At 68.4% G+C, this 23035-nt stretch carries 21 protein-coding genes, 1 pseudogene and 1 riboswitch; of the genes and pseudogenes, 11 read left to right on the top strand and 11 right to left on the bottom strand.

All coding sequences use genetic code 11. The features are described 5' to 3' along the window. Nucleotides 1-132: 132 nt before the first annotated feature. The 7 genes and pseudogenes from AC1ROW_RS08245 to acsA form a co-directional block, all read right to left on the bottom strand. A pseudogene (locus AC1ROW_RS08245) lies at nt 133-549 on the bottom strand (phosphoribosyltransferase); the annotation flags it as partial. A 56-nt stretch (nt 550-605) separates the two neighbouring features. Continuing rightward, nucleotides 606-812 carry a DUF1918 domain-containing protein gene (locus AC1ROW_RS08240; protein ID WP_493018396.1) on the bottom strand — a complete coding sequence of 69 codons (207 nt, stop codon included), beginning with the start codon at nt 810-812 and terminating at the stop codon, nt 606-608. A gap of 174 nt (nt 813-986) precedes the next feature. After that, complete coding sequence (locus AC1ROW_RS08235) at nt 987-1232, bottom strand: acyl carrier protein (protein WP_493018395.1); 246 nt, start codon at nt 1230-1232, stop codon at nt 987-989. Continuing rightward, nucleotides 1229-2611 carry a dihydrolipoamide acetyltransferase family protein gene (locus tag AC1ROW_RS08230; protein WP_493018394.1) on the bottom strand — a complete coding sequence of 461 codons (1383 nt, stop codon included), beginning with the start codon at nt 2609-2611 and terminating at the stop codon, nt 1229-1231. The genes AC1ROW_RS08235 and AC1ROW_RS08230 overlap by 4 nt, the downstream gene beginning before the upstream one ends. After that, nucleotides 2604-3581, bottom strand: a complete 978-nt coding sequence (locus AC1ROW_RS08225) for an alpha-ketoacid dehydrogenase subunit beta (protein ID WP_493018393.1) — start codon at nt 3579-3581, stop codon at nt 2604-2606. The genes AC1ROW_RS08230 and AC1ROW_RS08225 overlap by 8 nt, the downstream gene beginning before the upstream one ends. Further along, on the bottom strand, nt 3578-4624 hold the full coding sequence (pdhA, locus tag AC1ROW_RS08220; RefSeq protein WP_493018392.1) for a pyruvate dehydrogenase (acetyl-transferring) E1 component subunit alpha: 1047 nt from the start codon (nt 4622-4624) through the stop codon (nt 3578-3580). Before pdhA ends, AC1ROW_RS08225 begins: the two co-directional genes overlap by 4 nt. Then, entirely contained in the window at nt 4621-6426 is a 1806-nt protein-coding gene (acsA, locus tag AC1ROW_RS08215; protein WP_493018391.1) for an acetate--CoA ligase, read from the bottom strand. Before acsA ends, pdhA begins: the two co-directional genes overlap by 4 nt. A 167-nt stretch (nt 6427-6593) precedes the next feature. On the opposite strand from acsA, the gene AC1ROW_RS08210 reads away from it, so the two are divergent. Together AC1ROW_RS08210 and AC1ROW_RS08205 are read left to right on the top strand one after the other, a co-directional pair. Beyond that, nucleotides 6594-7535: an ABC transporter ATP-binding protein gene (locus tag AC1ROW_RS08210; RefSeq protein WP_493018390.1), complete on the top strand. Its 942-nt coding sequence runs from the start codon at nt 6594-6596 to the stop codon at nt 7533-7535. Continuing rightward, on the top strand, nt 7532-8410 hold the full coding sequence (locus AC1ROW_RS08205; RefSeq protein WP_493018389.1) for an ABC transporter permease: 879 nt from the start codon (nt 7532-7534) through the stop codon (nt 8408-8410). Before AC1ROW_RS08210 ends, AC1ROW_RS08205 begins: the two co-directional genes overlap by 4 nt. Nucleotides 8411-8494: 84 nt before the next feature. Here the strand turns inward: AC1ROW_RS08205 and AC1ROW_RS08200 are convergent, their stop codons facing one another. After that, complete coding sequence (locus tag AC1ROW_RS08200; protein WP_493018388.1) at nt 8495-9469, bottom strand: universal stress protein; 975 nt, start codon at nt 9467-9469, stop codon at nt 8495-8497. A 155-nt stretch (nt 9470-9624) separates the two neighbouring features. Between AC1ROW_RS08200 and AC1ROW_RS08195 the strand changes: the two genes are divergently transcribed. The 3 genes from AC1ROW_RS08195 to AC1ROW_RS08185 all read left to right on the top strand — a co-directional run bounded on the left by AC1ROW_RS08195 (nt 9625) and on the right by AC1ROW_RS08185 (nt 13128). Further along, the gene (locus AC1ROW_RS08195) at nt 9625-9999 is read left to right on the top strand and encodes a VOC family protein (protein WP_493018387.1); all 375 of its coding nucleotides are present in this window, start codon (nt 9625-9627) and stop codon (nt 9997-9999) included. Nucleotides 10000-10079: 80 nt separating this feature from the next. Continuing rightward, entirely contained in the window at nt 10080-12368 is a 2289-nt protein-coding gene (locus AC1ROW_RS08190) for an HAD-IC family P-type ATPase (protein ID WP_493018386.1), read from the top strand. A 586-nt stretch (nt 12369-12954) separates the two neighbouring features. Next, nucleotides 12955-13128, top strand: a complete 174-nt coding sequence (locus AC1ROW_RS08185) for a hypothetical protein (protein WP_493018385.1) — start codon at nt 12955-12957, stop codon at nt 13126-13128. A 746-nt stretch (nt 13129-13874) separates the two neighbouring features. Here the strand turns inward: AC1ROW_RS08185 and thiD are convergent. Next, nucleotides 13875-14744 carry a bifunctional hydroxymethylpyrimidine kinase/phosphomethylpyrimidine kinase gene (thiD, locus tag AC1ROW_RS08180; protein ID WP_493018384.1) on the bottom strand — a complete coding sequence of 290 codons (870 nt, stop codon included), beginning with the start codon at nt 14742-14744 and terminating at the stop codon, nt 13875-13877. A gap of 55 nt (nt 14745-14799) precedes the next feature. Then, nucleotides 14800-14908: riboswitch (TPP riboswitch) on the top strand. Between thiD and thiC the strand changes: the two genes are divergently transcribed. Beyond that, nucleotides 14907-16640: a phosphomethylpyrimidine synthase ThiC gene (gene thiC / locus AC1ROW_RS08175; RefSeq protein ID WP_493018383.1), complete on the top strand. Its 1734-nt coding sequence runs from the start codon at nt 14907-14909 to the stop codon at nt 16638-16640. (Overlaps the previous riboswitch by 2 nt.) Here thiC and thiE read toward each other — a convergent pair. Next, nucleotides 16637-17278, bottom strand: a complete 642-nt coding sequence (thiE, locus tag AC1ROW_RS08170) for a thiamine phosphate synthase (protein ID WP_493018382.1) — start codon at nt 17276-17278, stop codon at nt 16637-16639. The genes thiC and thiE overlap by 4 nt on opposite strands. On the opposite strand from thiE, the gene thiO reads away from it, so the two are divergent. Genes thiO through moeB form a run of 4 tightly spaced genes read left to right on the top strand, consistent with a single transcriptional unit; the run spans nt 17258 to nt 20746 of the window. After that, complete coding sequence (gene thiO / locus AC1ROW_RS08165) at nt 17258-18511, top strand: glycine oxidase ThiO (RefSeq protein ID WP_493018998.1); 1254 nt, start codon at nt 17258-17260, stop codon at nt 18509-18511. The two genes, thiE and thiO, sit on opposite strands and share 21 nt — an antisense overlap. Next, complete coding sequence (gene thiS / locus AC1ROW_RS08160; protein WP_431348512.1) at nt 18508-18747, top strand: sulfur carrier protein ThiS; 240 nt, start codon at nt 18508-18510, stop codon at nt 18745-18747. Before thiO ends, thiS begins: the two co-directional genes overlap by 4 nt. A 2-nt stretch (nt 18748-18749) precedes the next feature. After that, a complete protein-coding gene (locus AC1ROW_RS08155) occupies nt 18750-19571 on the top strand; it encodes a thiazole synthase (RefSeq protein WP_493018381.1) in 822 nt (273 codons plus the stop codon). 23 nt (nt 19572-19594) lie between these two features. Next, nucleotides 19595-20746 carry a molybdopterin-synthase adenylyltransferase MoeB gene (gene moeB / locus AC1ROW_RS08150; RefSeq protein ID WP_431349458.1) on the top strand — a complete coding sequence of 384 codons (1152 nt, stop codon included), beginning with the start codon at nt 19595-19597 and terminating at the stop codon, nt 20744-20746. Between the two features lie 188 nt (nt 20747-20934). Here moeB and AC1ROW_RS08145 read toward each other — a convergent pair whose 3' ends face one another. Continuing rightward, nucleotides 20935-22125 (bottom strand): ComEC/Rec2 family competence protein, encoded by a 1191-nt coding sequence (locus AC1ROW_RS08145; protein WP_431348513.1) that lies wholly within the window; start codon nt 22123-22125, stop codon nt 20935-20937. Between the two features lie 322 nt (nt 22126-22447). Here AC1ROW_RS08145 and AC1ROW_RS08140 point away from each other — a divergent pair, with 322 nt between their 5' ends. After that, nucleotides 22448-22948: an RloB family protein gene (locus AC1ROW_RS08140; protein WP_493018380.1), complete on the top strand. Its 501-nt coding sequence runs from the start codon at nt 22448-22450 to the stop codon at nt 22946-22948. Nucleotides 22949-23035 lie beyond the last annotated feature (87 nt).

Here is a 23035-nt window from a genome sequence, read left to right as displayed (position 1 = left end):
TGGAAGCGCGGGGGCAGCAGGACGCAGGTGACGCGGTCGGCGTCCTCGAGCTCGTTCAGGGCTGCAGTGGGAGATCACCGGCGCGGCGAGGACCACTTCGCTCGCTCCGAGCCGGCGCGCGACCACGCAGGACACCTTGGCGGTCGCGCCTGTCGCGATTCCGTCGTCGGCGATGATCGCCGTCCGGCCGCGCAGGTCGATCGGTTCCCGGCCTTCGCGCAGCAGTGTCAGCCGTCGATCGAGCACCTGGCGCTCGGCCTGCTCGATCGTCTCGACCTCCTCCTCGGAGATCCAGCCGCGGGAGATGATCGCCGGATTGATGACCTCCGCGCCGCCCTCTCCGATGGCGCCCATCGCCACCTCGGGCTGGCCGGGGATGCCGAGCTTGCGCACCACGATCACATCCAGTGGAAGATCGAGTTCTTCGGCGACGACGGCCGCGACGGGGACCCCGCCGCGGGGCAGCCCCAGGACGACCGCGTCGGTGCCCCGGAGGTCGTGCAGTCGCTCCGCGAGGGCGTGGCCTGCCTGGCGGCGATCAGTGAACATGAGTCCTCCTGCCTGTGCGGTGTCGACGGGTCCGAGGAGTGCCGCCGGGCGTTCGTTCACGCCGGCGTCGTTGAGGACCCGCGATGATCGATATGTGCGTCCGGTCCGGGGAAGACGATCGTCGTTCGGCCGTCCTCCTCCCATTTGACGACATATGGTGGCGAGCCGTCCTCGCCGTGGACCTCCTGGATGTACCCGACTCTGGGCGGCGCCTCGAGGTGGTTCGATGCGATGACCAGGAAGTCTCCAGCCTTCGCCTGCATATCACTCACCTCCTCTGACTGACCTCTCATCGTGTCCTCGACAGTATGCGGACCCGCAGTGAGTCGGCGGGCCTTTGGTCCCCTCGACTGAGAGCGCAGTTGGGGGCGTCTCAACGGATCCGGCTTTGAAGAGAACGCACCCTGACACTCGGCGGCATCACGTGCCGCTCGACATCACTGTCCGTGAGAGGCGACGTAGTCGACGAAGCCTCCGACGGTTTCGAGTCGACGGTAATCGTCTTCAGGGGTGTCGACTCCGGTCGACTCGGCGACCAGTTCGACCAGTCGGAGGAAGTCGAGGGAGTCGATCTCTAGGTCTTGTCGCAAGCGGGCGCTCTCGATGAGTTCGTCCGGCGCGATGTCGGGTGCGACCTCGGCGAACGCCGCCTGCACAGCGGCCTTGGCATCCTGCGGGTTCATAACTCCTCCGGTCTCTGCAGCAATTCGTCGATGCGGCCGAGGAACCGTGCTCCGCGCATGCCGTCGCTGACCCGGTGGTCGGCGGAGAGCGTGGCGACGACGGCCGGTCGTGTTCCCACCATCCCGTCGTGCGCCCAGGGCTGCTCGGTCACGCGCCCGAAGCCGACGAGGGCGACCTGCGGCGGGTAGATGACGCCGAGGACGCTGTCGACGCCGAGGTCTCCGAGGTTGGTGACGGTGATGGTGGCCTCGGTCATCTCGGAGCGCTGCAGGCGCCCGGCCCTGGCGCGGGCTACGAGGTCGCGGAGCCGGGCCATCAGATCGTCGAGGCTGAGCGTGTCGGCGTCGAGGATCGCCGGCGCGACGATGCCCCCTCCGCGGAGCGCCACCACTACGCCGAGGTGGATGGGTGTGCTGGGCTGGAACTCGCCGTCGACGACGTAGCCGTTCATCTCGGGGACGTCGCGCACAGCCACCGCTGTCGCCTTCATCAGCAGGATCGCGGGCACGAGCCGGGAGGAGGCGAGACGACCCGCGTTGGCGTCCGTCATCCAGGCCATTGCTGCGCGGAGGTCGATCGTGGTGCTGAGGTAGTAGTGCGGGATGGTCTTCTTGGAGCGGGCCATCAGCGCGCCGATCGCACGACGGAGCCCGGCGGTCCGCTTCGCGGTGGATGTCGCAGCTCGTGGCGTCGGCTGATGCGCCGGCCCAGGCACTGGCGCCGGCGCTGGCACTGGCGCCGGCGCTGGCGCTGGCGAGGGTGCCGCGGCGCCGACGAGGTCGCGCTCGATGACGGCGCCGCCGGGACCGGTGCCCGAAAGGGTGGTCAGATCGACGCCTCGCTCGGCGGCCAGCTTCCGCGCTCGCGGCGACGAACGGCGCTGCCTGGCCGGCCGTGCCTCGCGTGACGGCGCCGCGACTTCTGCCGCGGTCGCCGGGTGGGTGCGTGCCGGTGCCGGTCCCGCAGCCCGCTCCACATCCTTGTGTGTGACGGTGCCGCCGCGACCAGTGCCGCGGATGGACCGGGTGTCCACGCCGAGCCGTTGCGCTAGCCTTCTGACCGGCGGGCTGACGGGGGTGGTGGCGGGCGCTGCCGGGGGAGCGGCCGCGGGTGTCGTCGGCTTCGTCGCTCCGGCGGACGCCGGCGTCGGTGTGATCCGTGCCAGAGGTGCGCCGACAGGGAGCACGTCGCCGACCTGGGCGAGGAGTTCGGCCACGACGCCGTCCTCGAACGTCTCAACGTCGATGACGGACTTGTCGGTGTCGACGGCGGCCACGAGCTGACCGCGGTGGACGGCGTCCCCGGGCTTCACCAGCCACTCGACGAGCGTGCCCTGCTCCATGTCGGCGCCCAGGGCGGGCATCAGGAAGTCACCCATGGCCGACCGCCTCGCGCGCAGCGGCGACAACGCGGTCGGCTGACGGGAGTGCCGCCTGCTCGAGATCATGCGCATACGGCGTGGGGACCTCGGCGCTGCAGACGCGACCGACGGGCGCGTCCAGCTCGTAGAACGCGTGCTCGGTGATCCGGGCGCTCAGCTCCGCGGAGATGCTGCCGCTGCGCCAGCCTTCGTCGATCACGACGGCGCGGTGGGTCTTGGTCACGCTGGCGAGGATCGTCTCCTCGTCGAGCGGCCTCAGCGTGCGGAGATCGATCACCTCCGGGTCGAACCCGTCGGCGGCCAGCCGGTCCGCCGCGCCCAGGACCATCGGCAGCGTGCCGCCGTAGGTGATGAGAGTGACGTCGGAGCCGGGCCGGCGGACGGCGGCACTGACGATGTCGACGGCGCCGGCGTCGTCGGCGAGCTCCCCGCTGCGCGGGTACAGCGACCCGTGCTCGAAGATCAGCACCGGGTCGGGGTCCTGGAGCGCTGTCCAGAGCATGCCGCGGGCGTCCTCCAGCGTCGCCGGAGTGAGGATGCGCAGGCCCGGGATGTGCGCGTACCAGCCTTCGAGACTGTGCGAGTGCTGCGCGGCCAATTGGCGTCCGGCGCCGGTGGTCATCCGGAACACGACCGGCACGTTGAACTGGCCGCCCGACATGTGCAGGATGCTCGCCGCGTTGTTCACGATCTGGTCCAGGGCCAGGAGGCTGAAGTTGACGGTCATGATCTCGACGATGGGCCGCATCCCGCCGAGGGCCGCGCCGATTCCCGCACCGACGAACCCGGACTCCGACAACGGGGTGTCCCGGATGCGGTCCGGGCCGAACTCGTCCAGCAACCCCAGGCTCACCGCGAAGCAGCCGCCGTACTTGCCGACGTCCTCTCCCATGAGGAACACCCGGTCGTCGCGCTGGAGGGATTCGCGGATCGCCGCGCGCATGGCCTCGCGATAGGTCGTCTTCATGAGGCGGCCTCGCTGTAGACGAATCGTGTGAGGTCGGCCACAGGCTCGGGCGTCCCGGCTTCCGCGAAGGCGACCGCGTCGTCGATCTCCGCCGCGACCTCCCTCTCCAGCCCGGCCCAGTCGTCGTCGGAGAACGCGCCAGTCGCCACGAGGCGGGATCGGAGGGCGTCGATCGGGTCGTGCTTCATCCACGCCTCGACTTCTGACTTGTCGCGATACAGTTCCGGGTCGTACATGGAGTGCGCGCGGAAGCGGTAGGTGCGCAGTTCGAGGAAGTGCGGGCCGCCGCCGGAGCGCACGGCGTCGAGCGCGCGGCGGGCGGTCGCCTCGACCGCGAGGGCGTCCATCCCATCGACGGCCCAGGCGGGGATCTCGTATGCGGCTGCTTTGAGCGCGATGTCCGTCTGCGACTCGGAACGGTCGAGCGCGGTGCCCATCGCGTAGAGGTTGTTCTCGCAGCAGAACAGCACCGGCAGCTGCCAGAGCGCCGCGAGGTTGAGCGCCTCGTGGAACTCGCCTTCGGCGACGGCGCCCTCTCCGAAGAAGCACACCGTGACGTGCCCACGGCCGGCCAGCTTGTCGGCCAGCGCGAGCCCGACGGCGAGCGGAAGACCGCCGGCGACGATCGCGTTGCCGCCGAAGAACCGGGTCTTCGCGTCGAACAGGTGCATGGAGCCTCCGCGGCCGAGACAGCAGCCTTCGATGTGGCCGTACATCTCGGCGAGGATCGCGCGCGCGGTGACGCCCTTGAGCAGCGCGTGACCGTGCTCGCGGTAGGTCGCCACCACGCCGTCTTCGGGATCGAGTGTCGCCAGCACGCCGGCCGCCACGGCCTCCTCCCCGATGTAGACGTGCATGAAGCCGCGGATCTTGGCCGCGCTGTACAGCTCGACGCACTTCTCCTCGAGACGTCTGACCCGGAGCATGTCCTTCAGGAGTCGACGGCCGAGCTCGGCGCTCGCGTCGACCGGCGGCAGCGGCGCCGTGGCCGGAGCCGCGACGCGGGCAGTCCGGGTGCTGCGGCTCGTTCGGGACGTGGTCATCGTGGTACCTCGACTGTCGATGTGTCCCCTTCGGGGAGGCCCAGTTCGCGGGCTTTGAGCAGGCGGCGCAGGATCTTGCCGCTCCGGGTCCGCGGCAGCGCCTCGGCGAATTCGAGTTCGCGCGGGGCCACCGCGGGGCCGAGCCGCTTGCGGGCGAACCCGATCAGCTCCAGCCTCAGCGCATCGGAGCGCTCCCAACCGGTGCGCAGTTCGACGAACGCCTTCACGACTTCGCCCGCGACCGGGTCGGGGATGCCGATGACGGCCGCCTCCGCGACGGCAGGATGCTCCATGAGGGAGCTCTCGACCTCGAAGGGGCCGATGAGATGGCCGGAGGATTTGATGACGTCGTCCCCACGGCCGACGAACCAGAAGTAGCCGTCGGCATCCCGCATGGCGAGGTCGCCGGTGAGATACCACCCCCCGACGAAGCACCGGGCGTATCGTTCCGGCTCGCCGAGGTATCCGCGGAACATCGACGGCCAGCCCGGCCGCAGGGCGAGTTCGCCCACGCTGTCCGGGTCCGTCACCAGCACAGCCTCGCCATCCTTCACCAGGGCGGCCCCGTGGTCGTCGCGGCGCACGAGCGCGGCGGTGACACCGGGGAGCGGTCGCCCCATCGAGCCGGGCCGGACATCCATCGCGGCGAAGTTCGCGATCATGATGCCGCCGGTCTCGGTCTGCCACCAGTTGTCGTGGATCGGCATTCCGAACGCCTCGACGCCCCAGACCACCACCTCCGGGTTCAGAGGCTCGCCGACGCTCGCGATGAACCGGAGCGCCGAGAGGTCGTGCCCTCCCACGCGATCGGTCCCCGCTTTCATGAGCATCCGCAGCGCGGTGGGGGCGGTGTACCAGACCGACACCTTCTGCTGCTCCAGGATGCCGTACCAGCGGTCGGCCTCCAGCTCGTCCTCGTCGACGATCGACGTCACCCCGTGCACGAGCGGCGCGATGACCCCATACGACATGCCCGTCACCCACCCGGGGTCCGCGGTGCACCAGAACACGTCGTCGGGATGCAGGTCGAGCGCGTAGAGTCCGGTCGACGCGTGGGCGACCACGGCCTCGTGCACGTGCACCGCCCCCTTCGGCAGGCCCGTCGTGCCGCTCGTGAAGTGCAATAGGGCCATGTCGTCGTCGTCGGTCCGGGCGATGGGAGCGGCGGGCGGTGCATCCAGCATCAGTGCCGCGAGATCGAGGGTGCCTTCGGGTGGCTGCGCTCCGGCCTCCGCGTCGACCAGCAGTACGTGTTCCAGCGTCGGGAGCTCGGACCGGATCGGCGCGACCTTCCTGGCGTAGAACGCGCGTGTGGTGATCAGGACGCGAGCGCTGCCGAGTTGCATCCGCTGCCGCACCGGTTCCGGCCCGAACGCGGAGAACAGAGGGCAGAAGACACTGGCGTTCTTCAACGTCCCGAACACGGCCACGTACAGCTCGGGCCGGCGGCCGAGCAACGAGAACACGCGCTCGCCGCGTCCGACCCCGAGCCCGCGCAGCACGCTCGCGAACCGGTCGGTCCGCTCAGCGAGCTCGGCGTAGGTCACCGCGTCGACCGTCCCGTCGGGGTGGACGAAACGGAGGGCATCCTTGGTGGCGTGCGGTGATGCAGCGTGACGATCCACGGCCTCGTACGCGATGTTCAGGCCGCCACCGGGCAACCCGGTCAGAGCCTTGCGCGCATCGTCCCAGGTGAAGGAACGGCAGGCGGCCTCGTAGTCCACCAGGTTCGGGGGCACGCGCATTCCGCTCGGATCCTTGTGGATCGTGGGCCGGCGGACGGCACCGCTCAACATCGTCATGAGGTAAGCCAAGTCCGGGCCACGGGCAGCAGGAAGGGCCGAAGGACCTGCGCCATCGACGTCGTGGGGATCGATGATTTCGTCGAGGGTGCGTCGTGATGCCTTCAGCACTTTCGCGCGATTCTCCGACATCCCGGGCGCCCTCCCCTCTCAGAGGATCGGTGTGGGTGAGCGGAGGCGTCCCGGTGATAGAAGTCGTCGGACTGACCAAGCGTTACCGCGACAAGGTCGCAATCGACGACATCTCGTTCTCGGTCGACGATGGCGGGGTGTTCGCCTTCGTCGGGACGAACGGTGCAGGCAAGTCGACCACGATCGGATGTCTTACGACAGTGTTGCCCTTCGATGCCGGATCGGTCGTCGTCGGCGGGCACGATGTGAGCCGCGACGGCGAGGCGGTGCGCGAGTCGATCGGGGTCGTGTTCCAGGAGTCGATTCTCGACCCATTGCTCACGTCCCGCGAGAACCTCCGTCTGCGCGGGCAGCTCTCGCGAGTCGGACGCAGCGCGATCGATACGAGGATCGACGATTTAGCCGACCTCATCGGGCTCGAGGGGTTCCTCGATCAGCGATACGGTCGCTTGTCAGGGGGTCAGCGGCGTCGTGTCGACCTCGCTCGTGCCCTCTTGCACGGCCCGGCCGTGTTGTTTCTCGATGAGCCCACCGCAGGGCTGGATCCCGCAAGCCGAGCGCTCGTGTGGCGGACCCTGCACGAGTCGAGCGCCCGTGGGGGCCTCACGATCTTCTTGACGACGCACTATCTGGAGGAGACGGAGGAAGCCGCTCGCGTATGCATCATCGACGATGGTCGCATCATCGCCAACGACACCCCCGAGCGCCTGCGAGTGCAATACAGCCGAAGCACCCTGCGGATCACGACGAGCGATCCGGGACCGCTCATCGCGATCGCGGCAGCGGCCGGAGCAGACCCCCAACCGCAGTGTGACGGCGACGTCGTCGTCATCGGCGTCCCCGGGGCCGACGTCGCGCGCGCAGTGCTCGCCTCCCATGGCGACCGCGTTCGCGATTTCGAGTTCCGCCACGGCCGGATGGACGACGTGTTCCTCGCGCTCACCGGACGATCCGCCGAGGTGGAGGACACGGCATGACTGTCGTCGGGGCGGTCGTGAGGCGCAACCTGCGCCTTTTCTTCCGCGATCGCATGAATGTGTTCTTCTCGCTCCTAGGCCCTCTCATTCTCTTCGTCCTATACACCCTCTTTCTGGGCAATCTGCAATCCGCCAGCCTTGAGAACGCCCTTCCCGGAGCGTCGACGTCCGATGTGCACGCCTTCGTCGACAGCTGGATGTTCGCAGGCATCGTCCTCATCACAACGGTCACGACCGGGCTCGGCGCGCTCGCCGTGCTCGTCGACGATGGCCAGTCGGGGCGTTTCCGCGATTTCCTCGTCGCGCCCGTCCGGCGCGGCGAACTCGTGCTCGGCTACCTGCTGTCGGCTGTCCTGATCACAATCGTGCTGTCGGTGATCGTCCTCGTCGTCAGCATCCTGTATCTCGGAATCCTTCGCGGCACCTGGCTGGGCCTGCCGGCCATCCTGCGGAGCCTGCTGATCGTCGTACTCGCCTGCATCGCCTTCACGTCGCTCTCCGCACTGATCGTCTCCTTCGTGCGCAGCAATGGCGCGTTCTCCGGGCTCGCGACGATCGTGGGCACGGTGCTGGGCTTCATCGCCGCGGCGTACATCCCGATCGGGGCCTTCCCCGCCAACGTGGGTTCCGTGATAGCTGCCCTGCCGTTCGCTCAGGCGGGGATGCTGCTGCGCCGGGAGTTCTCGGGCCAGACTCTGGCCGCGATCACCACTCGCGTGCCGGGGGCGGGTACCTCGCTGCGTGCCACGTACGGACTGGACCTCCAGGTGGGAGGCTGGGCGGTGACCACCTGGTTCATCGTCGCCGCGCTCGCAGGCATCACGATCGTATGTGCCGCGCTCTCGGCAGGCCGGATCCGTCGCCGCATCCGGTGATCGTCAGGGCGTCAACCGTCCACCCGCCGGCAGCTGAGGGTGCACCGGGCGGCGGGGTCGCGCTACCGCCGTGCATCGCCTCGCTCACTGCGGTTCGCGGGTGTGCGGCACGACGACCGTCGGGCACGAGGCCCGGTGCGCGCAGTAGCCGCTGACGGAACCGAGCAGGAGGCTGCGGAAGCCGCCTCGTCCTCGGCTGCCGACGACGAGCAGAGCGGCGTCCGCGGCGACCCGCGCCAGGGTCTCGCCCGCGTCGCCGAGCGTCCCGATGCGCCGGACCGACACCTCGGGATGCCGCGAGACGATCCCCGAGACGTCAGCGTCCAGCTGGGTCCGCACGGTCTCCGACGCCTCGTCGAAGGAGGGGACGTAGCCGTCCAGCCAGAGCAGTCCTGGCGGCCGGTCGTCGATGGTCCAGCAGCGGATGACATCGACCGGCGCACGCAGCGCCATCGCGAACTGCAGCGCGGTCTCGAGGGCGCGGTCGCTCTGCGGCGAACCGTCGTGCCCGACGACCACGGATCCCGGCTGCACGTCTGTCAGCTGCCGCATCCCGGCCCCCGCTTCGGGAGACGCCGCGCCAGCCCGCTCCTCGTGTTCCCTCTCGCCGTCGCGCACCACGAGCACCGGGCACGCGGCCTGGTGCAGGCAACGCGCGGTCACCGATCCGAGCAGGAGCCCGGAGAGTCCGCCGAGGCCGCGGGAGCCGACCACCAGCAGACGGGCGCCCTCCGAGAGGTCGCTCAGAACGGTGGCGGCGGCTCCGAGTTCGGCGCGGTACTCGACGGCCAACCCCGGGTGCTCGGCCACCTGTCGCGTGCAGTTGTCGACCAGGGAGGCCTGAATGTCGACGGCGAGGTCGGGCAGGTTCGGGTCGGCCGCAAGGATCCGCGTGTACGCGGGCACATCCGCGTCGAGGCGCCACGCACGCACGATCACGAGGGGCGCCGCGAACAGCTCCGCGAATCGGATCGCACCGGCGAGCGCCAGGTCGGCATGATGCGACCCGTCGTGGCCGACCACCACGGCGCCGGCCGGTACAGAGTTCGGTTCCGTCATCGGACCACCTGCTTCCCGGGAATGGTCTGCAGCCTACGCCCCGCGGCGCGGGAGGGTTGAAGGCCTTTCCGCGTGACCTTCGGCCCTAGGCCTGGCGGACTCCCGGCCGCCACTGTGGCCTTAAGCGGACAGAAGAGTCGGAAGGGCAGGGCATCGTGACGCATCCTGTGATCCACTTCGAGTTCGGCGCTCCGGACGGGGCTGCGCTCGCAGAGTTCTACGAGCGGTTGCTCGGCTGGGAGGTCCAGCCCTCCGGTCCCGAGTACTGGCTGCTCGCTCCCGGGGAGGGGCTGGCGGGCGGTGTGCTGCAGACCAGCGGCGGGATGCCCCCGTACTTCACCATCTATGTGGCAGTCGACGACCTCGAGGAAGCGGTCGCCGATGCGGTGATGCTCGGTGCGTCCCGTCTCGTCGAGCCGACGACAGTCCCGGGTGTCGGCACCTTCGCCATGATCCGCGACCCCGCAGGAAACATGGTGGGGCTGATGAAACAGGGGGATGCGCCTGAGCGCTCGGGAGGCGCCCCCTGACAGGGCTGACCGCGCAGGAGGTCGCCCAGCGCGTAGCCGGGGGGCGCACCAACCGCTACCGCCCGCGGACCAGCCGGAGCGTGGCGAGCATCGTGCGCGCCAACGTCCTGACCCTGTTCAATGCGATCATCGCGGGCTGTTTCGTCGTGCTTCTCGTCATCGGGAGGTGGCAGGATGCCTTGTTCGGCCTGGCCGCGGCCGGGAACATCGTCATCGGGTCATGGCAGGAACTGCGGGCCAAAGCGGCGCTTGACCGGCTCGCGCTGCCCGTCGCGTCGACCGCCCGGGCAATGCGCGACGGGCACGAGGTCCGCCTCGCTGCAGAGGACGTCGTTGCGGACGACCTTCTGGTGCTGCGGGTCGGGGACCGGGTGGCGGCGGATGCGCGGGTTGTCTTCGCGGACGGCCTTCAGACCGACGAGTCCCTGCTGACCGGTGAGTCCTACGCGGTGCCCAAGGGGGACGGCGACCGGCTTCTCGGCGGATCGGTGGTGGTGGGTGGTGAGGGCCGTGCCCGTGTCGACCGGGTGGGCGCGGAGACCTTCGCCAACGGGCTCGCCGAGCAGGCGCGCCGCTTCTCACTGGTGTCGAGCGAACTGCACGCCGGGATCCAACGCGTCCTGCGCTGGGTGGCTTGGACGATCGGTCCGCTGAGCGTCCTCGTGTTCGTCGCCCAGGTTGCGGCCTCCGGCGGATGGCGTGCCGTGCTGCACGGCGAGGGCTGGCGCGACGCGGCGGTGTACACGATCGCGGCGGTGGTCGCCATGATCCCGCTGGGGCTGGTGCTGATGACGAGCATCGCGTTCGCAGTCGGTGCGGTTCGGCTGGCGCGTGAGCATGTACTCGTCCAGGAGCTCGCGGCCGTCGAGGTGCTCGCCCGCGTCGATGTCGTGTGCTTCGACAAGACGGGCACCCTCACCGAAGGTGACGTGCGCCTCGATGAGGAACTGCCCCTCCTGCCGGAAGCCGACCTGCCGCCGGGGTGGCGGGAGGTGCTCGCCTGGTTCGGCGCATCCGCCGATGCCAATGCGACCGCGCGAGGCCTCGCCGACCGATACGGTTCGCCGGTTGCGGTCGCCCCGGTTGCGCGCGTGGCGTTCTCCTCGGCGCGGAAGTGGAGTGCCGTCGCCTTCGACGTTGCGGCGCCCGGGAGCTGGGTGCTCGGTGGCGCGGACGTGCTCTTCCCGGACGGGCGTCTCGAAAAGCGCACCCGCCCTCTGACCGAGGCCGGCCGCCGGACGCTCGCCCTCGCGCACACCGTTGCGCCGCTGCCTGGGGGTGGCCGCCTCCCCTCCAGCCTGCGGCCCGTGGCGCTGCTGACATTCCGTGAGCGCGTCCGGTCCGACGCTGCCGGCACGCTGGCCTACTTCGCCCGCGAAGGGGTGGCCATCCGGGTGCTGTCCGGTGACGACCCGGACACGGTGGCCGCGATCGCGCGCGAGGCGGGGCTACCGGTGCAGGACGGGTTCGATGCCCGCGCGCTGCCGCAGGAGCCGCGGAGGATTGTGGAGCTCGTCGAGCAGCACGTCGTCTTCGGCCGCGTGACGCCCGACCAGAAGCGGGACATCGCCGCCGCGCTGCAGGCTGCCGGCCGCACGGTCGCGATGACCGGGGACGGGGTCAACGACATCCCCGCCCTCAAACGGGCCGACCTCGGCATCGCGATGTCGACGGCCACCGATGCGACCAAGGCCGTGGCCAGGATGGTGCTCCTCGACGATCGGTTCGCCGGCCTTCCGGCCGTGGTGGCGGAGGGTCGCCAGGTGATGGCGAATATCGAGCGGATCTCGATGCTGTTTCTCACGAAGACGGTCTATGCCACGGGGCTGGCGTTCCTCGTGGGGGTGTTCCTGCTGGCGTTCCCGTTCCTGCCGCGGCAGCTCGCGGCCGTGGACGGCCTGACTATCGGGCTGCCCGCGTTCTTCCTCGCGTTGCTCCCGAACCTGCGGCGTTACGAGCGTGGCTTCCTGGCGCGCTCGCTGCGGTTCGCGGTGCCCGCCGGGTGCGCCGTGGGCAGCATCCTCTTCGCCTTCACCCTCACCGCGACGGCCGCCGGTGTGGGAGAGGACGAGCTCCGCACCGGCGCGACGCTGTTGCTCGGCGTCGTCGGGCTGGTCGTCCTTTCCGTGCTCTCGCTCCCGCTCACCCTTCCGAAGCTGGCCGTCATCGCGGCGATGGTATCCGGGCTGATCCTTGTGTTCACGATCCCGCTCGCCCGCCGATTCCTCCTCCTCGTCGACCTGTCGCCGCCGGTCTCCCTCGCCGTCGCCATGTCCGCAGTCGCGGGCATCCTCCTCGTGATAGCGATCCGGGCGGTCCCGGCTCGCGTCGGCATTCGGGGACGGGGACGCTCTCGGCTCGGACGTTGAAAGAATTCGAGTGGGCACGTGTCACGCGGCGGTGTCACGCCGTCGGAAGCCGAGCGGGGCGAGCACGACGAGGACCACGCAGGTCCCCAGGGTGACGAGCGCGCTCGGCACATCGATGCCGTTCCGGAGCGGATCGTGGCCGGTGCACTTGAGGCCGACGCGGCCGGTCGTCGCACCAGAGCCAGGGCGAAGGCGCCGAAGACCAGTCCCAGCAGCCCGACATGCGCCATCGCGCCCGCGATGTTCCCCGCGGGGAGCCGCATGTCCAAAAACCCCCGGATTCCGCTTATGACCGGGGGTTTTTCTTGGTGGCTCCGACCGGCATCGATCCGGTGACCTTTCGATTTTCAGTCGAAATCCTAGGACCTAATATGACCCCGTAGGAGCAAAAACCGTTGATTTTCCGCGGGTTTGTTATCTCCCGTGATCTCATTAGACCCCATGTGATCTCACTCAGTTGTAGTCAAAATGTAGTCACGCGGCTGCGGCGGGCTCGGCGTTCTAAAGTATGAAACAGTGCATGGATCATGCGTAGTCCCATGAATAAGGGAGTGCGGTCCAGTTGTTGTTCGGCCAGGCTAGAGCTATGCCGTTTGCTCTCCCCGACGACGCATTCAACAGCGTCGCATTCGCTGACCTCGATACGCTCACGGATCGCGAGCTACATGACCTCAACGCGGCGTTGATGGGCTCCTCGGATGTGAGCCGGGCCGAACAGTGGCGATCGCGGATCTCAGACATCCTCGTCAGCCGGATATGAATGCGGTGTCGCGGATTCCACAAGCCCCGGGCTTGACGGCGTGTGCATCAGGACGTTGTATCTCGCTCCGGATCTTCGGCGTCGCGCGTAGTTAGCGGATGTCGAAAGGCCTCTCTCGCGAGTGATTCCACATACGCCTCCGGTGTCATTCCTCGATCCGCGGAGCGGGTCAAGAGCGCTATGAAATCGTCGTGCTTGAACGTCAGTGTGAGCTCCCCCGAGTAGCTGCGCTGCAAAAACATGGCGGCCGCTTTCCCGTTGTGGTGAATACGCGAAACCCCGAATTGGGATTTCAATCCAAACTTTAGACCGAATGCGAAGTCGCCACCACGGTCGTTTCACGCCGTGGAGTTCACCGTGAGCTGCCCGTGCCAGCGATAGACGGGTCGTATCGGATCGTTCAGCGCGAGGATGTAGTGATCTCGTACGCGAGATCTCCCGACCGCGGGGAGGTCGACGGACTGCGGTAACCGGCCGTCGACGAGTTCTACCCGACGTGAGATCGCACCACTGGAGGAGCGGAAGATCGATCCCTGGTGAGTCGTCTCGGATCCTCGGTCATGCCATCAAAATACGCTCCGACGAGCGGGTTTGCACCGGGGATGCGCCCTGGGGATGCCGGCCGGCCCGTGTCGGGTTGAGACGTATCCGAGCCGAATGCGTTTCCACGGCGGCCGGGCATCCCTGGGTGATCACCAGACTAAGGGTTGACGGGTCGTGTCCTCAGTATGGAGGACACAATCCCGTCAATTCTTGACGGGTTCCGGTGCCGTGCGGAGCTGCTTCCAGGCGTGGCTGAAGTGGTTGAGCGGGCCCGGGCCGTGGCCAACGTCCAGGTCGTCTGCGGACTGGAGGCTGGCTGTCAGCCATTCCTTGGAGACGTTCAGCGCGGTTCCCCAATCGTCGAGGCGTGCGCGGTTCGTGGCGAGCGCCGCCGACAGTGAGCAACCGGTGCCGTGTGTGTTCGCCGTGGCGACGCGCGGGGTGGTGGTCCGGGTGACGGGTCGGCCGGTGCCGAGCGTGTCGTGGGCGTCGACGAGTGCGTCGGGGGAGGTGGGCCCGCCGAGGTGGCCGCCGGTGACGAGGACGGCGACCGCGAAGTGTTCGGAAAGCCGCTGGGCCTGCGCGATCGCGGCCTCCAATGTCGACGCGCGTGGTTCGCCAGTGAGGACGGCAAGTTCGTCGAGATTGGGTGTGACGACGCTGCACAGCGGGAGGAGGTCGCGGAGGGCGTGAGGGATGTCGTCGCGACCCAGCGTGCCGCCGGTGCTGGCTTTGAGGACGGGGTCGAGCACCACGATCGGCGGCGCTGTCTTCGCCAACCAGGTCACGACCACCAGTGCGTTCTCGGCGGTCCCGAGCATCCCGATCTTGACGGCGTCGATGGTGACGTCGTCGCTGACCACGTCGAGTTGCTCGGCGAGGAACGCCGCGGGTGGGGTGTGGATGCTGCGGACTTCGGTGGTGTTCTGGGCGACGAGGGCGGTGATGACGGCCATGCCGTAGCCGCCGTTGGCGGCGATGCTTTTGAGGTCGGCGTGGATGCCGGCGCCGCCGGTGGGGTCGGTGCCGGCGATGCTGAGCACGCGGGGGATGGGGTGCTCGCCGGGGGTCATGGCGCGACGTTAGCAGGTCCGGTTCGACGGGTTCCGGGATCGTGCGCTATGGTCGGTGCATCCACACGGGGGCCCTCGCAAGGGCTGAGATCGGGCTGACGCGGCCTGCGACCGTTCGAACCTGTCCGGGTAATGCCGGCGAAGGAAGTAGGAGTCTCCTCGATGGATTCTGTCGTATCTGCACGCACTCTGGCCTACCTGCACGACACGGAGCACGACCTTCATGTGCCGGTCTCCCGGATCGGGTTGGACCCGTCGCCGGACGGGACGGCCAACGCGCCGGTGACGGTGTATCGGACCGAGGGGCCGGGCAGCGACCCGGTGGTCGGGTTGCCGCCGCTGCGCGAGGGCTGGATCGTCGGCCGCGACGACACGGAGGTCTACGAGGGTCGCGAGCGCAACCTCCAGGACGACGGCCGGTCGGCGATGCGCCGGGGTGAGGCGTCAGCGGAGTGGCGTGGTGCGAAGCCGCCGGTGCGGCGGGGGCTGCCGGGGCGCACGATCACGCAGATGCGCTACGCCCGCGATGGGGTGATCACCCCGGAGATGCGGTTCGTCGCGCTGCGGGAGAACTGCGATGTCGAGCTGGTGCGGTCGGAGGTCGCGGCGGGCCGGGCGATCATCCCGAACAACGTGAATCACCCGGAGTCGGAGCCGATGATCATCGGCAAGGCGTTCCTGGTGAAGATCAACGCGAACATCGGCAACTCGGCGGTGACGAGCTCGATCGCCGAGGAGGTCTCCAAGCTGCAGTGGGCCACCATGTGGGGTGCGGACACGGTGATGGACCTCTCCACCGGCGATGACATCCACACGACCCGGGAGTGGATCATCCGCAACTCCCCGGTCCCGATCGGCACGGTGCCGATCTACCAGGCGCTGGAGAAGGTGAACGGGGATGCGTCGGCGCTGACCTGGGAGGTGTACCGGGACACGGTCATCGAGCAGTGCGAGCAGGGTGTGGACTACATGACCGTCCACGCCGGCGTGCTGCTGCGCTATGTGCCGTTGACGGCGGAGCGGGTGACGGGGATCGTCTCACGTGGCGGGTCGATCATGGCCGGTTGGTGCCTGGCCCACCACCAGGAGAACTTCCTCTACACGCACTTCGACGAGCTGTGCGAGATCTTCGTCCGGTACGACGTCGCGTTCTCCCTCGGCGACGGGCTGCGGCCGGGCTCGATCGCGGACGCGAACGACGCCGCCCAGTTCGCCGAGCTGGACACCCTCGCCGAGCTGACCAAGCGGGCCTGGCAGTACGACGTGCAGGTCATGGTGGAAGGCCCCGGGCACGTGCCGTTCCACCTGGTGCGGGAGAACGTGGAACGCCAGCAGGAGCTCTGTGACGGCGCCCCGTTTTACACGCTCGGCCCGTTGGTGACCGACGTCGCCCCCGGCTACGACCACATCACCTCCGCGATCGGGGCGACCGAGATCGCCCGTTATGGCACCGCGATGCTCTGCTATGTCACCCCGAAGGAGCACCTGGGCCTGCCGGACCGGGACGACGTGAAGACCGGCGTGATCACTTACAAGATCGCCGCCCACGCCGCCGACCTCGCCAAGGGCCACCCGGGCGCGCAGGCGCGGGACGACGCGCTGTCGAAAGCACGGTTCGAGTTCCGCTGGCGCGACCAGTTCGCACTGTCGCTGGACCCGGTCACGGCAGAGGCGTTCCACGACGAGACCCTGCCGGCCGAGCCGGCGAAGACGGCGCACTTCTGCTCGATGTGCGGGCCGAAGTTCTGCTCGATGCGGATCTCCCAGGACATCCGCGACCAGTTCGGCGGCGTCACCGAGCAGCAGCGGGTCGCCGGGATGGCGGCGAAGTCCGCGGAGTTCGCGGAGGCCGGTGGGAAGGTCTACCTCCCCGCACCCACCTCCACCCGGCCCTAGCCGTGGTGCGCGAGGACCGGGAGCGCCGCGCGCAAACGCCCGGCGCTGCCCGCGGGGGCAGCCGACTCGGTGATCGCCCGCACCACGACCACACGCTCAGCCCCGGCGGCGACGACCTCCTCGATGGTGGTCTCGTCGATGCCGCCGATCGCGAACCACGGCCGGGCCGAGGCAGAATCGGCCGCGTAGCGGACCAGGTCGAGGCCGACCCCGGCGCGGCCGGGCTTCGTCGGCGTCGCCCAGACCGGGCCGACGCAGAAATAGTCCAGGTCATCAGCGGCGATCGCGGCATCGATCTGCTCGACGCTGTGGGTGGAGAGCCCGATCGCCGTCTGCGCGCCGACAACGGTCCGGGCGACCGGGACGGGCAGGTCCTTCTGGCCGAGGTGCAGTACCGGGGCCTGGGCGACCAGGGCGATGTCGGCGCGGTCGTTGACCGACCAGAGCTTCCCGTGCCGGGCGGCGACCTCGGCGAGGACGGTGAGGACGTCGAGCTCCTCGCCGCCCTCGAGGGTCTTGTCCCGCAACTGGATGATGTCGACCCCTCCGGAGAACGCGGCGCCCACGAAGTCGGCGAAGTCGCCCTGACGGGTGCGGGCATCGGTGCAGAGGTAGAGCTGTGCGGCGGCGAGGGACATGAGGTCAGCGTAGCCGGGGCCGCGAGCCGCTCCGACCGGACCGTCGTCGACGTAGCGGTCGTCGGCGGCGGGATCATCGGCCTGGCCATCGCCTGGCGGATCGCCCGGTCCGGCCGCAACGTCCGGTTATTCGACCCGGCGCCGGCCCGCGGCGCCACCTTCGCCGCGGCCGGGATGCTCGCCCCGGTGAGCGAGTACCACTACCAGGAGGACGCCCTCCTCCCGCTCATGCTCGCCTCGGCCGCCCGGTACCCGGAGTTCATCCGCGAGCTCTCCCCGAACGGCGAACCGACCGGGTATCTGCCGACGGAGACCCTGCTGGTGGGGGTCGATGCCGGCGACCGGCAGGCGTTGGCCGGCCTCCATTCCGCCCACCGTCGCTGGAACCTCGACGTCCAGAGGCTGACGACAGGCGCCGCCCGAGCGCAGGAGCCCCTGCTCGGCCCACGCGTGACGTCCGCCTACATTGTCGGCGGCGACCATCAGGTCGACCCGCGCACCCTCGCAGCCCGCCTGGTCGACGATCTGATCCGAACCGGCCGCGGCGTCATCGTGCGAGAGAGGGTGGTCGGGCTGCTCCACGCGGATTCGGCAGACCCGGACTCGCGCGTGACCGGCGTGCGGACCGAGAACGAGGAGGTCTCGGCGGAGGAGGTCGTCCTCGCCAACGGCCTCGGCGCAAACGAGCTCGAAGCCCTTCCGGGCGGATTGCACCTCCCGCTGCGACCGGTGTTCGGTGACATCCTGCGGTTACGTGTTCCGGTCGCCCTCCAGCCGCTGCTCTCGGCCACCGTGCGCGGCCTCGTCCACGGCGAGAGCGTCTACCTCGTCCCACGCTCCGACGGAACGCTCGTCATCGGAGCGACGCAGCGCGAGGACGGGATGCCCGGAGTCTCCGCCGGCGCCGTCCATCGCCTCCTGCGCGATGCGCAGGAGCTCCTGCCTGCCGTGGCCGACCTGGAACTGGTCGAAGCGACCGCGCGAGCCCGCCCGGCGACACCGGACAACGCCCCCCTGCTCGGCCGGATGACCGGACCAGACGGCGCCGATGTGCCGGGACTGATCGTCGCCACTGGATTCTTCCGCCACGGCGTCCTGCTCGCCCCGATCGCCGCCGACATCTGCCTCCACCTCATCAACGGGGAGCACGACCCGCGTTGGGACGACATCCGTCCCGACCGATTCGCGACTCGAAACAGCCCCAGGACCATCGCAGGAAGGATCCGCGCATGATCACGATCACCGTCAACGGCCAGCCGCAGGAGAGAGAGGTGACACTGTCGGTCGCGGACCTCGTCGAGGAACGCACCGGCATCCGGGTCGGCGCTGGGGGAGCGACCTCCGGCGCAGCGCCACTCGGCATCGCCGTCGCGGTCAACTCCGCCGTCATTCCGCGCAGCGGCTGGGCGGGCGAAGAGCTCGCCGACGGAGACATCATCGAGATCGTCAGCGCGACCCAGGGAGGATGACCATGCTCACGGAAACGATCGGCCCGGACGCGGCCCCGGAGACCGAGAACCTCCCCGCCGACATTCTCCGAATCGATGGCGTGGAGTTCACGTCCCGCCTGATCATGGGCACCGGCGGCGCCCCGAGCCATGCCGGTCTCGGCGCGGCACTGACCGCCTCCGGCACGCAGCTGACCACCGTGGCGATGCGCCGGCATGACCCCTCCGCCGAGGGCTCCCTGTTCCGCCTGATCGCCGACAAAGGCATCCGACTTCTGCCGAACACCGCCGGCTGCCTGACCGCCCGGGAGGCCGTCCTCACCGCTGAACTCGCCAGGGAAGCGCTCGCGACCGATTGGATCAAACTGGAGGTGATCGCGGACGAGGACACCCTCCTGCCCGACGGCGCCGAGCTGGCCTCCGCCACCGAGGAACTCGTCCAGCGCGGCTTCACCGTGTTCGCCTACACCAACGACGACCCCGCTCTGGCACGCCGGCTCGAGGACCTCGGCGCCGCAGCGGTCATGCCCCTCGGCGCGCCCATCGGCACCGGCCTCGGCATCCTCAATCCGCACAACATCGCACTGATCGTCGAGCGCGCGAACGTCCCGATCGTCCTCGACGCCGGCATCGGCACCGCCTCCGACGCAGCCCTGGCGATGGAGCTCGGCTGCGACGCCGTCCTGCTGGCCACCGCCGTCACCCGCGCCCAGGACCCCGTCGGCATGGCCACCGCCTTCCGCCACGCCGTGATCGCAGGCCGGCTCGCCGCCCTCTCCGGGCGTATCCCCCGCCGCACCAGAGCGCTCGCCTCCTCGTCGATGGAAGGCCGACCCGACCTGTGACCGCAACGACCGACCGCGACAGCATGACGCCCCTCGTCGAACCCGCATCCGAACTGGAGGCCGACGAATACGACCGGTATTCGAGGCACATCCTGCTGCCCGAGATCGCAGTCCTCGGCCAGCGCAGACTGAAGAACGCTCGCGTGTTCGTCATCGGCGCCGGAGGACTCGGCTCCTCCGTCCTCCTCTACTTGGCTGCCGCCGGCGTGGGAACACTCGGCATCATCGACGACGACCGCGTCGAGACGAGCAACCTCCAGCGCCAGGTCATCCACAGCGCCGACGACGTCCACCGCCTCAAAGTCGACTCCGCACGCGACACGATCGCAGCGCTCAACCCGCTCGTCCGGGTCGAGACCTACCCATTCCGTCTGACGGCCGCGAACGCGCGAGCGCTGTTCGAGCAGTACGACCTCGTCATCGACGGAGCCGACAACTTCGCGACCCGATACCTCGTGTCCGACGCTGCGGAGATCACCGGGAAGCCCTGCGTGTGGGGCTCCATCCTCCGATTCGAAGCGCAGGTCAGCGTCTTCTGGAGCGCGCACGGCCCCACCTACCGCGACCTCTTCCCCGACTCGCCGCCACCCGAGTCAGCACCGTCGTGCGGGGAAGCAGGCGTCTTCGGCATGCTCTGCGGCGTCGCGGGGTCGATGATGGCCGCCGAGGCCGTCAAGCTCATCACGGGTACCGGGCGATCCCTACTGGGACGGCTCGCCACCTTCGACCTCAAGGACGCCTCCTGGCGGGAACTCCACGTTGTCAGAGACCCCGCACGACACGTCCCCGCGCGTCTGGCCGACGACCCCGACTCGTGCAACCCCGAAGTCGTAGCCGACCATGACGTGGACTCGATCACCGTCCCGGAACTCGAGCACCTGCTTCGGGAACGCTCTGGTGGGAGGTCGGAGTTCGAGCTCGTCGACGTGCGAGAACAGGACGAGTGGGTCGCCGGACACATCCCCGAGTCGCGGCTGGTGCCGCTCAGCCGCCTCAGGCGAAACGCTGCCATCGACGGCACACCGTTCGAACGACGCATCGTCCTCTACTGCAAAGCAGGGCCGCGAGCCCGCACAGCGCAATCGATTCTCGGAGCTGCCGGTTACGCGGACGTCATTGTCGTGACGGGAGGGTTCGACGAATGGGCACGAAGACTGGTGCATGGAACGTGGTGACGATGGCGTCGGGCGGGCCGGTGTTCCGGGACGAGACACGGCCGCGCCGAACAATGGCGGTCACAGAGTTCCGACATCCTCGTCAGCCGGATTTGATAATCTGCTGAACCTCTAGCCGTCGGGTCGGTCGTGGTGGCGAAACGATGATGGCCGCCTCTCGAGGCGGCCATCGCAATCGACGCAGGGAACTAGCGAGCGGGACGTGCAGCTCGAGCTGTCGTGATCGCAGTTCGAGCGAACTGGTTGCTGAACGTCTCTGCTTGGACCTTGACCCAGTTGTCATTGACTGCGAACGCCCAGAACAACAGCAACGCAATGTGGCCGAGAACGACGACGAGACCTACGAGTGGGACGGAGGTGAAGAACAGCACGACGGCGTTGACCGCCAATCCAGCGAGTATGACTCCGACCGCAACACCCTTCACGGCACGGGTGTTTCTTCGGAAGCCGTACCGAGCGTTCTCGTGTCGGACGAGGGACGCGTCTATCCCATCCCGGCGGATCACACTGATCGCCAGATCGATTGCCCCGCGGTACCGGGTGTCTGCCTGCTCTGGGTTGGAAGTCTCCTCCGCAGCGGTGGGGAGATCCTCACCGGTCAGCTGGCAGATCGCTTCGCGCAGCCGTCGACGCGATTCGGTGTCCCCGCTGTCGCGGTGACGCAGCGCCCGCGTCGTCGGCAGCCCATCCCACTCGGAGACGAGGCGCTCCTGCAGAAGTCGCCCTCTGCCTCGGACGAGTTCGTTCGCGACGGAGATGATGCCGACGACACCGAGGGCCGGGATGCTAATCCCGACCCACGGCGTGTTGACGAGGTAGAGGACGAATAGCAGCAGCGGCAACATCAGCACCACTGCTGGCGCAGTCCTCGCCTGCAGGGTGTAGCTGTCGAAGCCGCTAATCGTCTTCCTCCAGGGGGCCAATCCCGGTGATCGGACCCCAGCCGTCCCGCTTCGTTCCGGGCGACCAGTAGGCGATGGTCTTCCCCTCGGTGACATACACTCCCGCGCCACGTCGTCCCAGCGCGTTGGTGACCTTCGGTGAGGGTGCTTCTCGGAGTTCTTCGCGCTGCTGATGTAGGCGTCGGTCTTCCGGAACCCGTGGTCGATCGGTCCGAGAATCCGGTCGAGGATGTCCGGGCCGACGTTGCGATGGCTTCCGTGGTGAGGTGCCTGGAACAAGTCGAGCGGGTATGCGCTGAATGCTCCGACGTGTGCCTCATACTCGTCCGCTGCCGCCTCGAGCGAAGGGATGCCGGCGTCTCCGGTGAACATCAGCCGCTTCCCGTCGACCTGGAGGAGCGTGATTACCGAGCTCTTGTTCCGGGGGCTGGTTTCGTCGGAGTTTGTGAGCGTCTCCGACGGGTACAGTGCACGCACGCGCTCGAGGACCTTAACGCCCTTGGTAAGCGAGGTTGCAATTCCATTCTCCTGTAGAGAAAGACTTTGCTGGCGCGAGCGAGCTACGTGCTCTCTCGGAGTTCAGTCCACGCCGGAACGAGGTGTTCAGCCGCAACTATCTCAATGGGAAGTACGCAGCGATACCTCGTATCGATCAGCACGCGTTCTTGGATCTCTGGGATGAAACGGGTGAGCTCGAACCGTGATTCCCCCCGCCCAGGACCTCGCTCGCAAGGCCCCTAGTCGCGAACCGAGGTCGTTCATTCTTGTGCTGCATGAGCGTCCTGTTCATGAGGAGTATGTGCAGTGGGTCAAGCAACAGACGCACCACCATCCGATCGCCCTGGAACCGATGCCCACGGACGATCCGCTCAAGAACATCCGGTTTGCCCGTGAACGCGCCACAATCGCGCGCGAGCAGGGCGCGGCGTACGACGAGGTCTGGTGCGTGTTCGATCGACTACCTGACGGGGTTGCTGAACTCGTGGCGGATAGTTCCGAGCTTTCTGGTGTCCGGCTTGTAGATAACACCCCCAACTTCGAATTATGGCTGCTGCTCCATTTCGCGGACTTGGCTCCGGGAACTAGTCCTGACGTTCAGCTCGTCAAGTTCCTCCCCGGCTATCAAGGAGCGCTTGCAGGCGACGAGTCTGCGCTCCAAGGTCGATACGACCACGCAAGGTTGCGGGCGACGGCGCTTCCGCCTTCTCACGGGCACACCAATACCTTCTCGCTCGTCGATTCGGTGTTGCAGTCCTACGAAGACTTCAAAGGCGACGGCCCCGCGACTGTCGACCTCTAACCCGGCTAGCTGTACTGACCCGGATCGTTGTTGACGTAGGAGAGACCTCCGTAGTCGAGTTGGAGCTGTCTAGGTTCCCTCGAGTCC

This window comes from Leifsonia sp. GW821-FHT13C09 (genome assembly GCF_058806435.1).
Note: the sequence above shows the minus strand (reverse complement) of the source record. Positions and strands in the feature narration are given on the sequence as shown.

What these genes read in the sequence shown, in the direction of transcription:
- AC1ROW_RS08240 (WP_493018396.1), bottom strand. Translation starts at nt 812, where the DNA reads ATGCAGGCGAAGGCTGGAGACTTCCTGGTCATCGCATCGAACCACCTC.
- AC1ROW_RS08235 (WP_493018395.1), bottom strand. Translation starts at nt 1,232, where the DNA reads ATGAACCCGCAGGATGCCAAGGCCGCTGTGCAGGCGGCGTTCGCCGAG.
- AC1ROW_RS08230 (WP_493018394.1), bottom strand. Translation starts at nt 2,611, where the DNA reads ATGGGTGACTTCCTGATGCCCGCCCTGGGCGCCGACATGGAGCAGGGC.
- AC1ROW_RS08225 (WP_493018393.1), bottom strand. Translation starts at nt 3,581, where the DNA reads ATGAAGACGACCTATCGCGAGGCCATGCGCGCGGCGATCCGCGAATCC.
- pdhA (WP_493018392.1), bottom strand. Translation starts at nt 4,624, where the DNA reads ATGACCACGTCCCGAACGAGCCGCAGCACCCGGACTGCCCGCGTCGCG.
- acsA (WP_493018391.1), bottom strand. Translation starts at nt 6,426, where the DNA reads ATGACGATGTTGAGCGGTGCCGTCCGCCGGCCCACGATCCACAAGGAT.
- AC1ROW_RS08205 (WP_493018389.1), top strand. Translation starts at nt 7,532, where the DNA reads ATGACTGTCGTCGGGGCGGTCGTGAGGCGCAACCTGCGCCTTTTCTTC.
- AC1ROW_RS08200 (WP_493018388.1), bottom strand. Translation starts at nt 9,469, where the DNA reads ATGACGGAACCGAACTCTGTACCGGCCGGCGCCGTGGTGGTCGGCCAC.
- AC1ROW_RS08185 (WP_493018385.1), top strand. Translation starts at nt 12,955, where the DNA reads ATGCCGTTTGCTCTCCCCGACGACGCATTCAACAGCGTCGCATTCGCT.
- thiD (WP_493018384.1), bottom strand. Translation starts at nt 14,744, where the DNA reads ATGACCCCCGGCGAGCACCCCATCCCCCGCGTGCTCAGCATCGCCGGC.
- thiC (WP_493018383.1), top strand. Translation starts at nt 14,907, where the DNA reads ATGGATTCTGTCGTATCTGCACGCACTCTGGCCTACCTGCACGACACG.
- thiE (WP_493018382.1), bottom strand. Translation starts at nt 17,278, where the DNA reads ATGTCCCTCGCCGCCGCACAGCTCTACCTCTGCACCGATGCCCGCACC.
- thiS (WP_431348512.1), top strand. Translation starts at nt 18,508, where the DNA reads ATGATCACGATCACCGTCAACGGCCAGCCGCAGGAGAGAGAGGTGACA.
- AC1ROW_RS08155 (WP_493018381.1), top strand. Translation starts at nt 18,750, where the DNA reads ATGCTCACGGAAACGATCGGCCCGGACGCGGCCCCGGAGACCGAGAAC.
- moeB (WP_431349458.1), top strand. Translation starts at nt 19,595, where the DNA reads ATGACGCCCCTCGTCGAACCCGCATCCGAACTGGAGGCCGACGAATAC.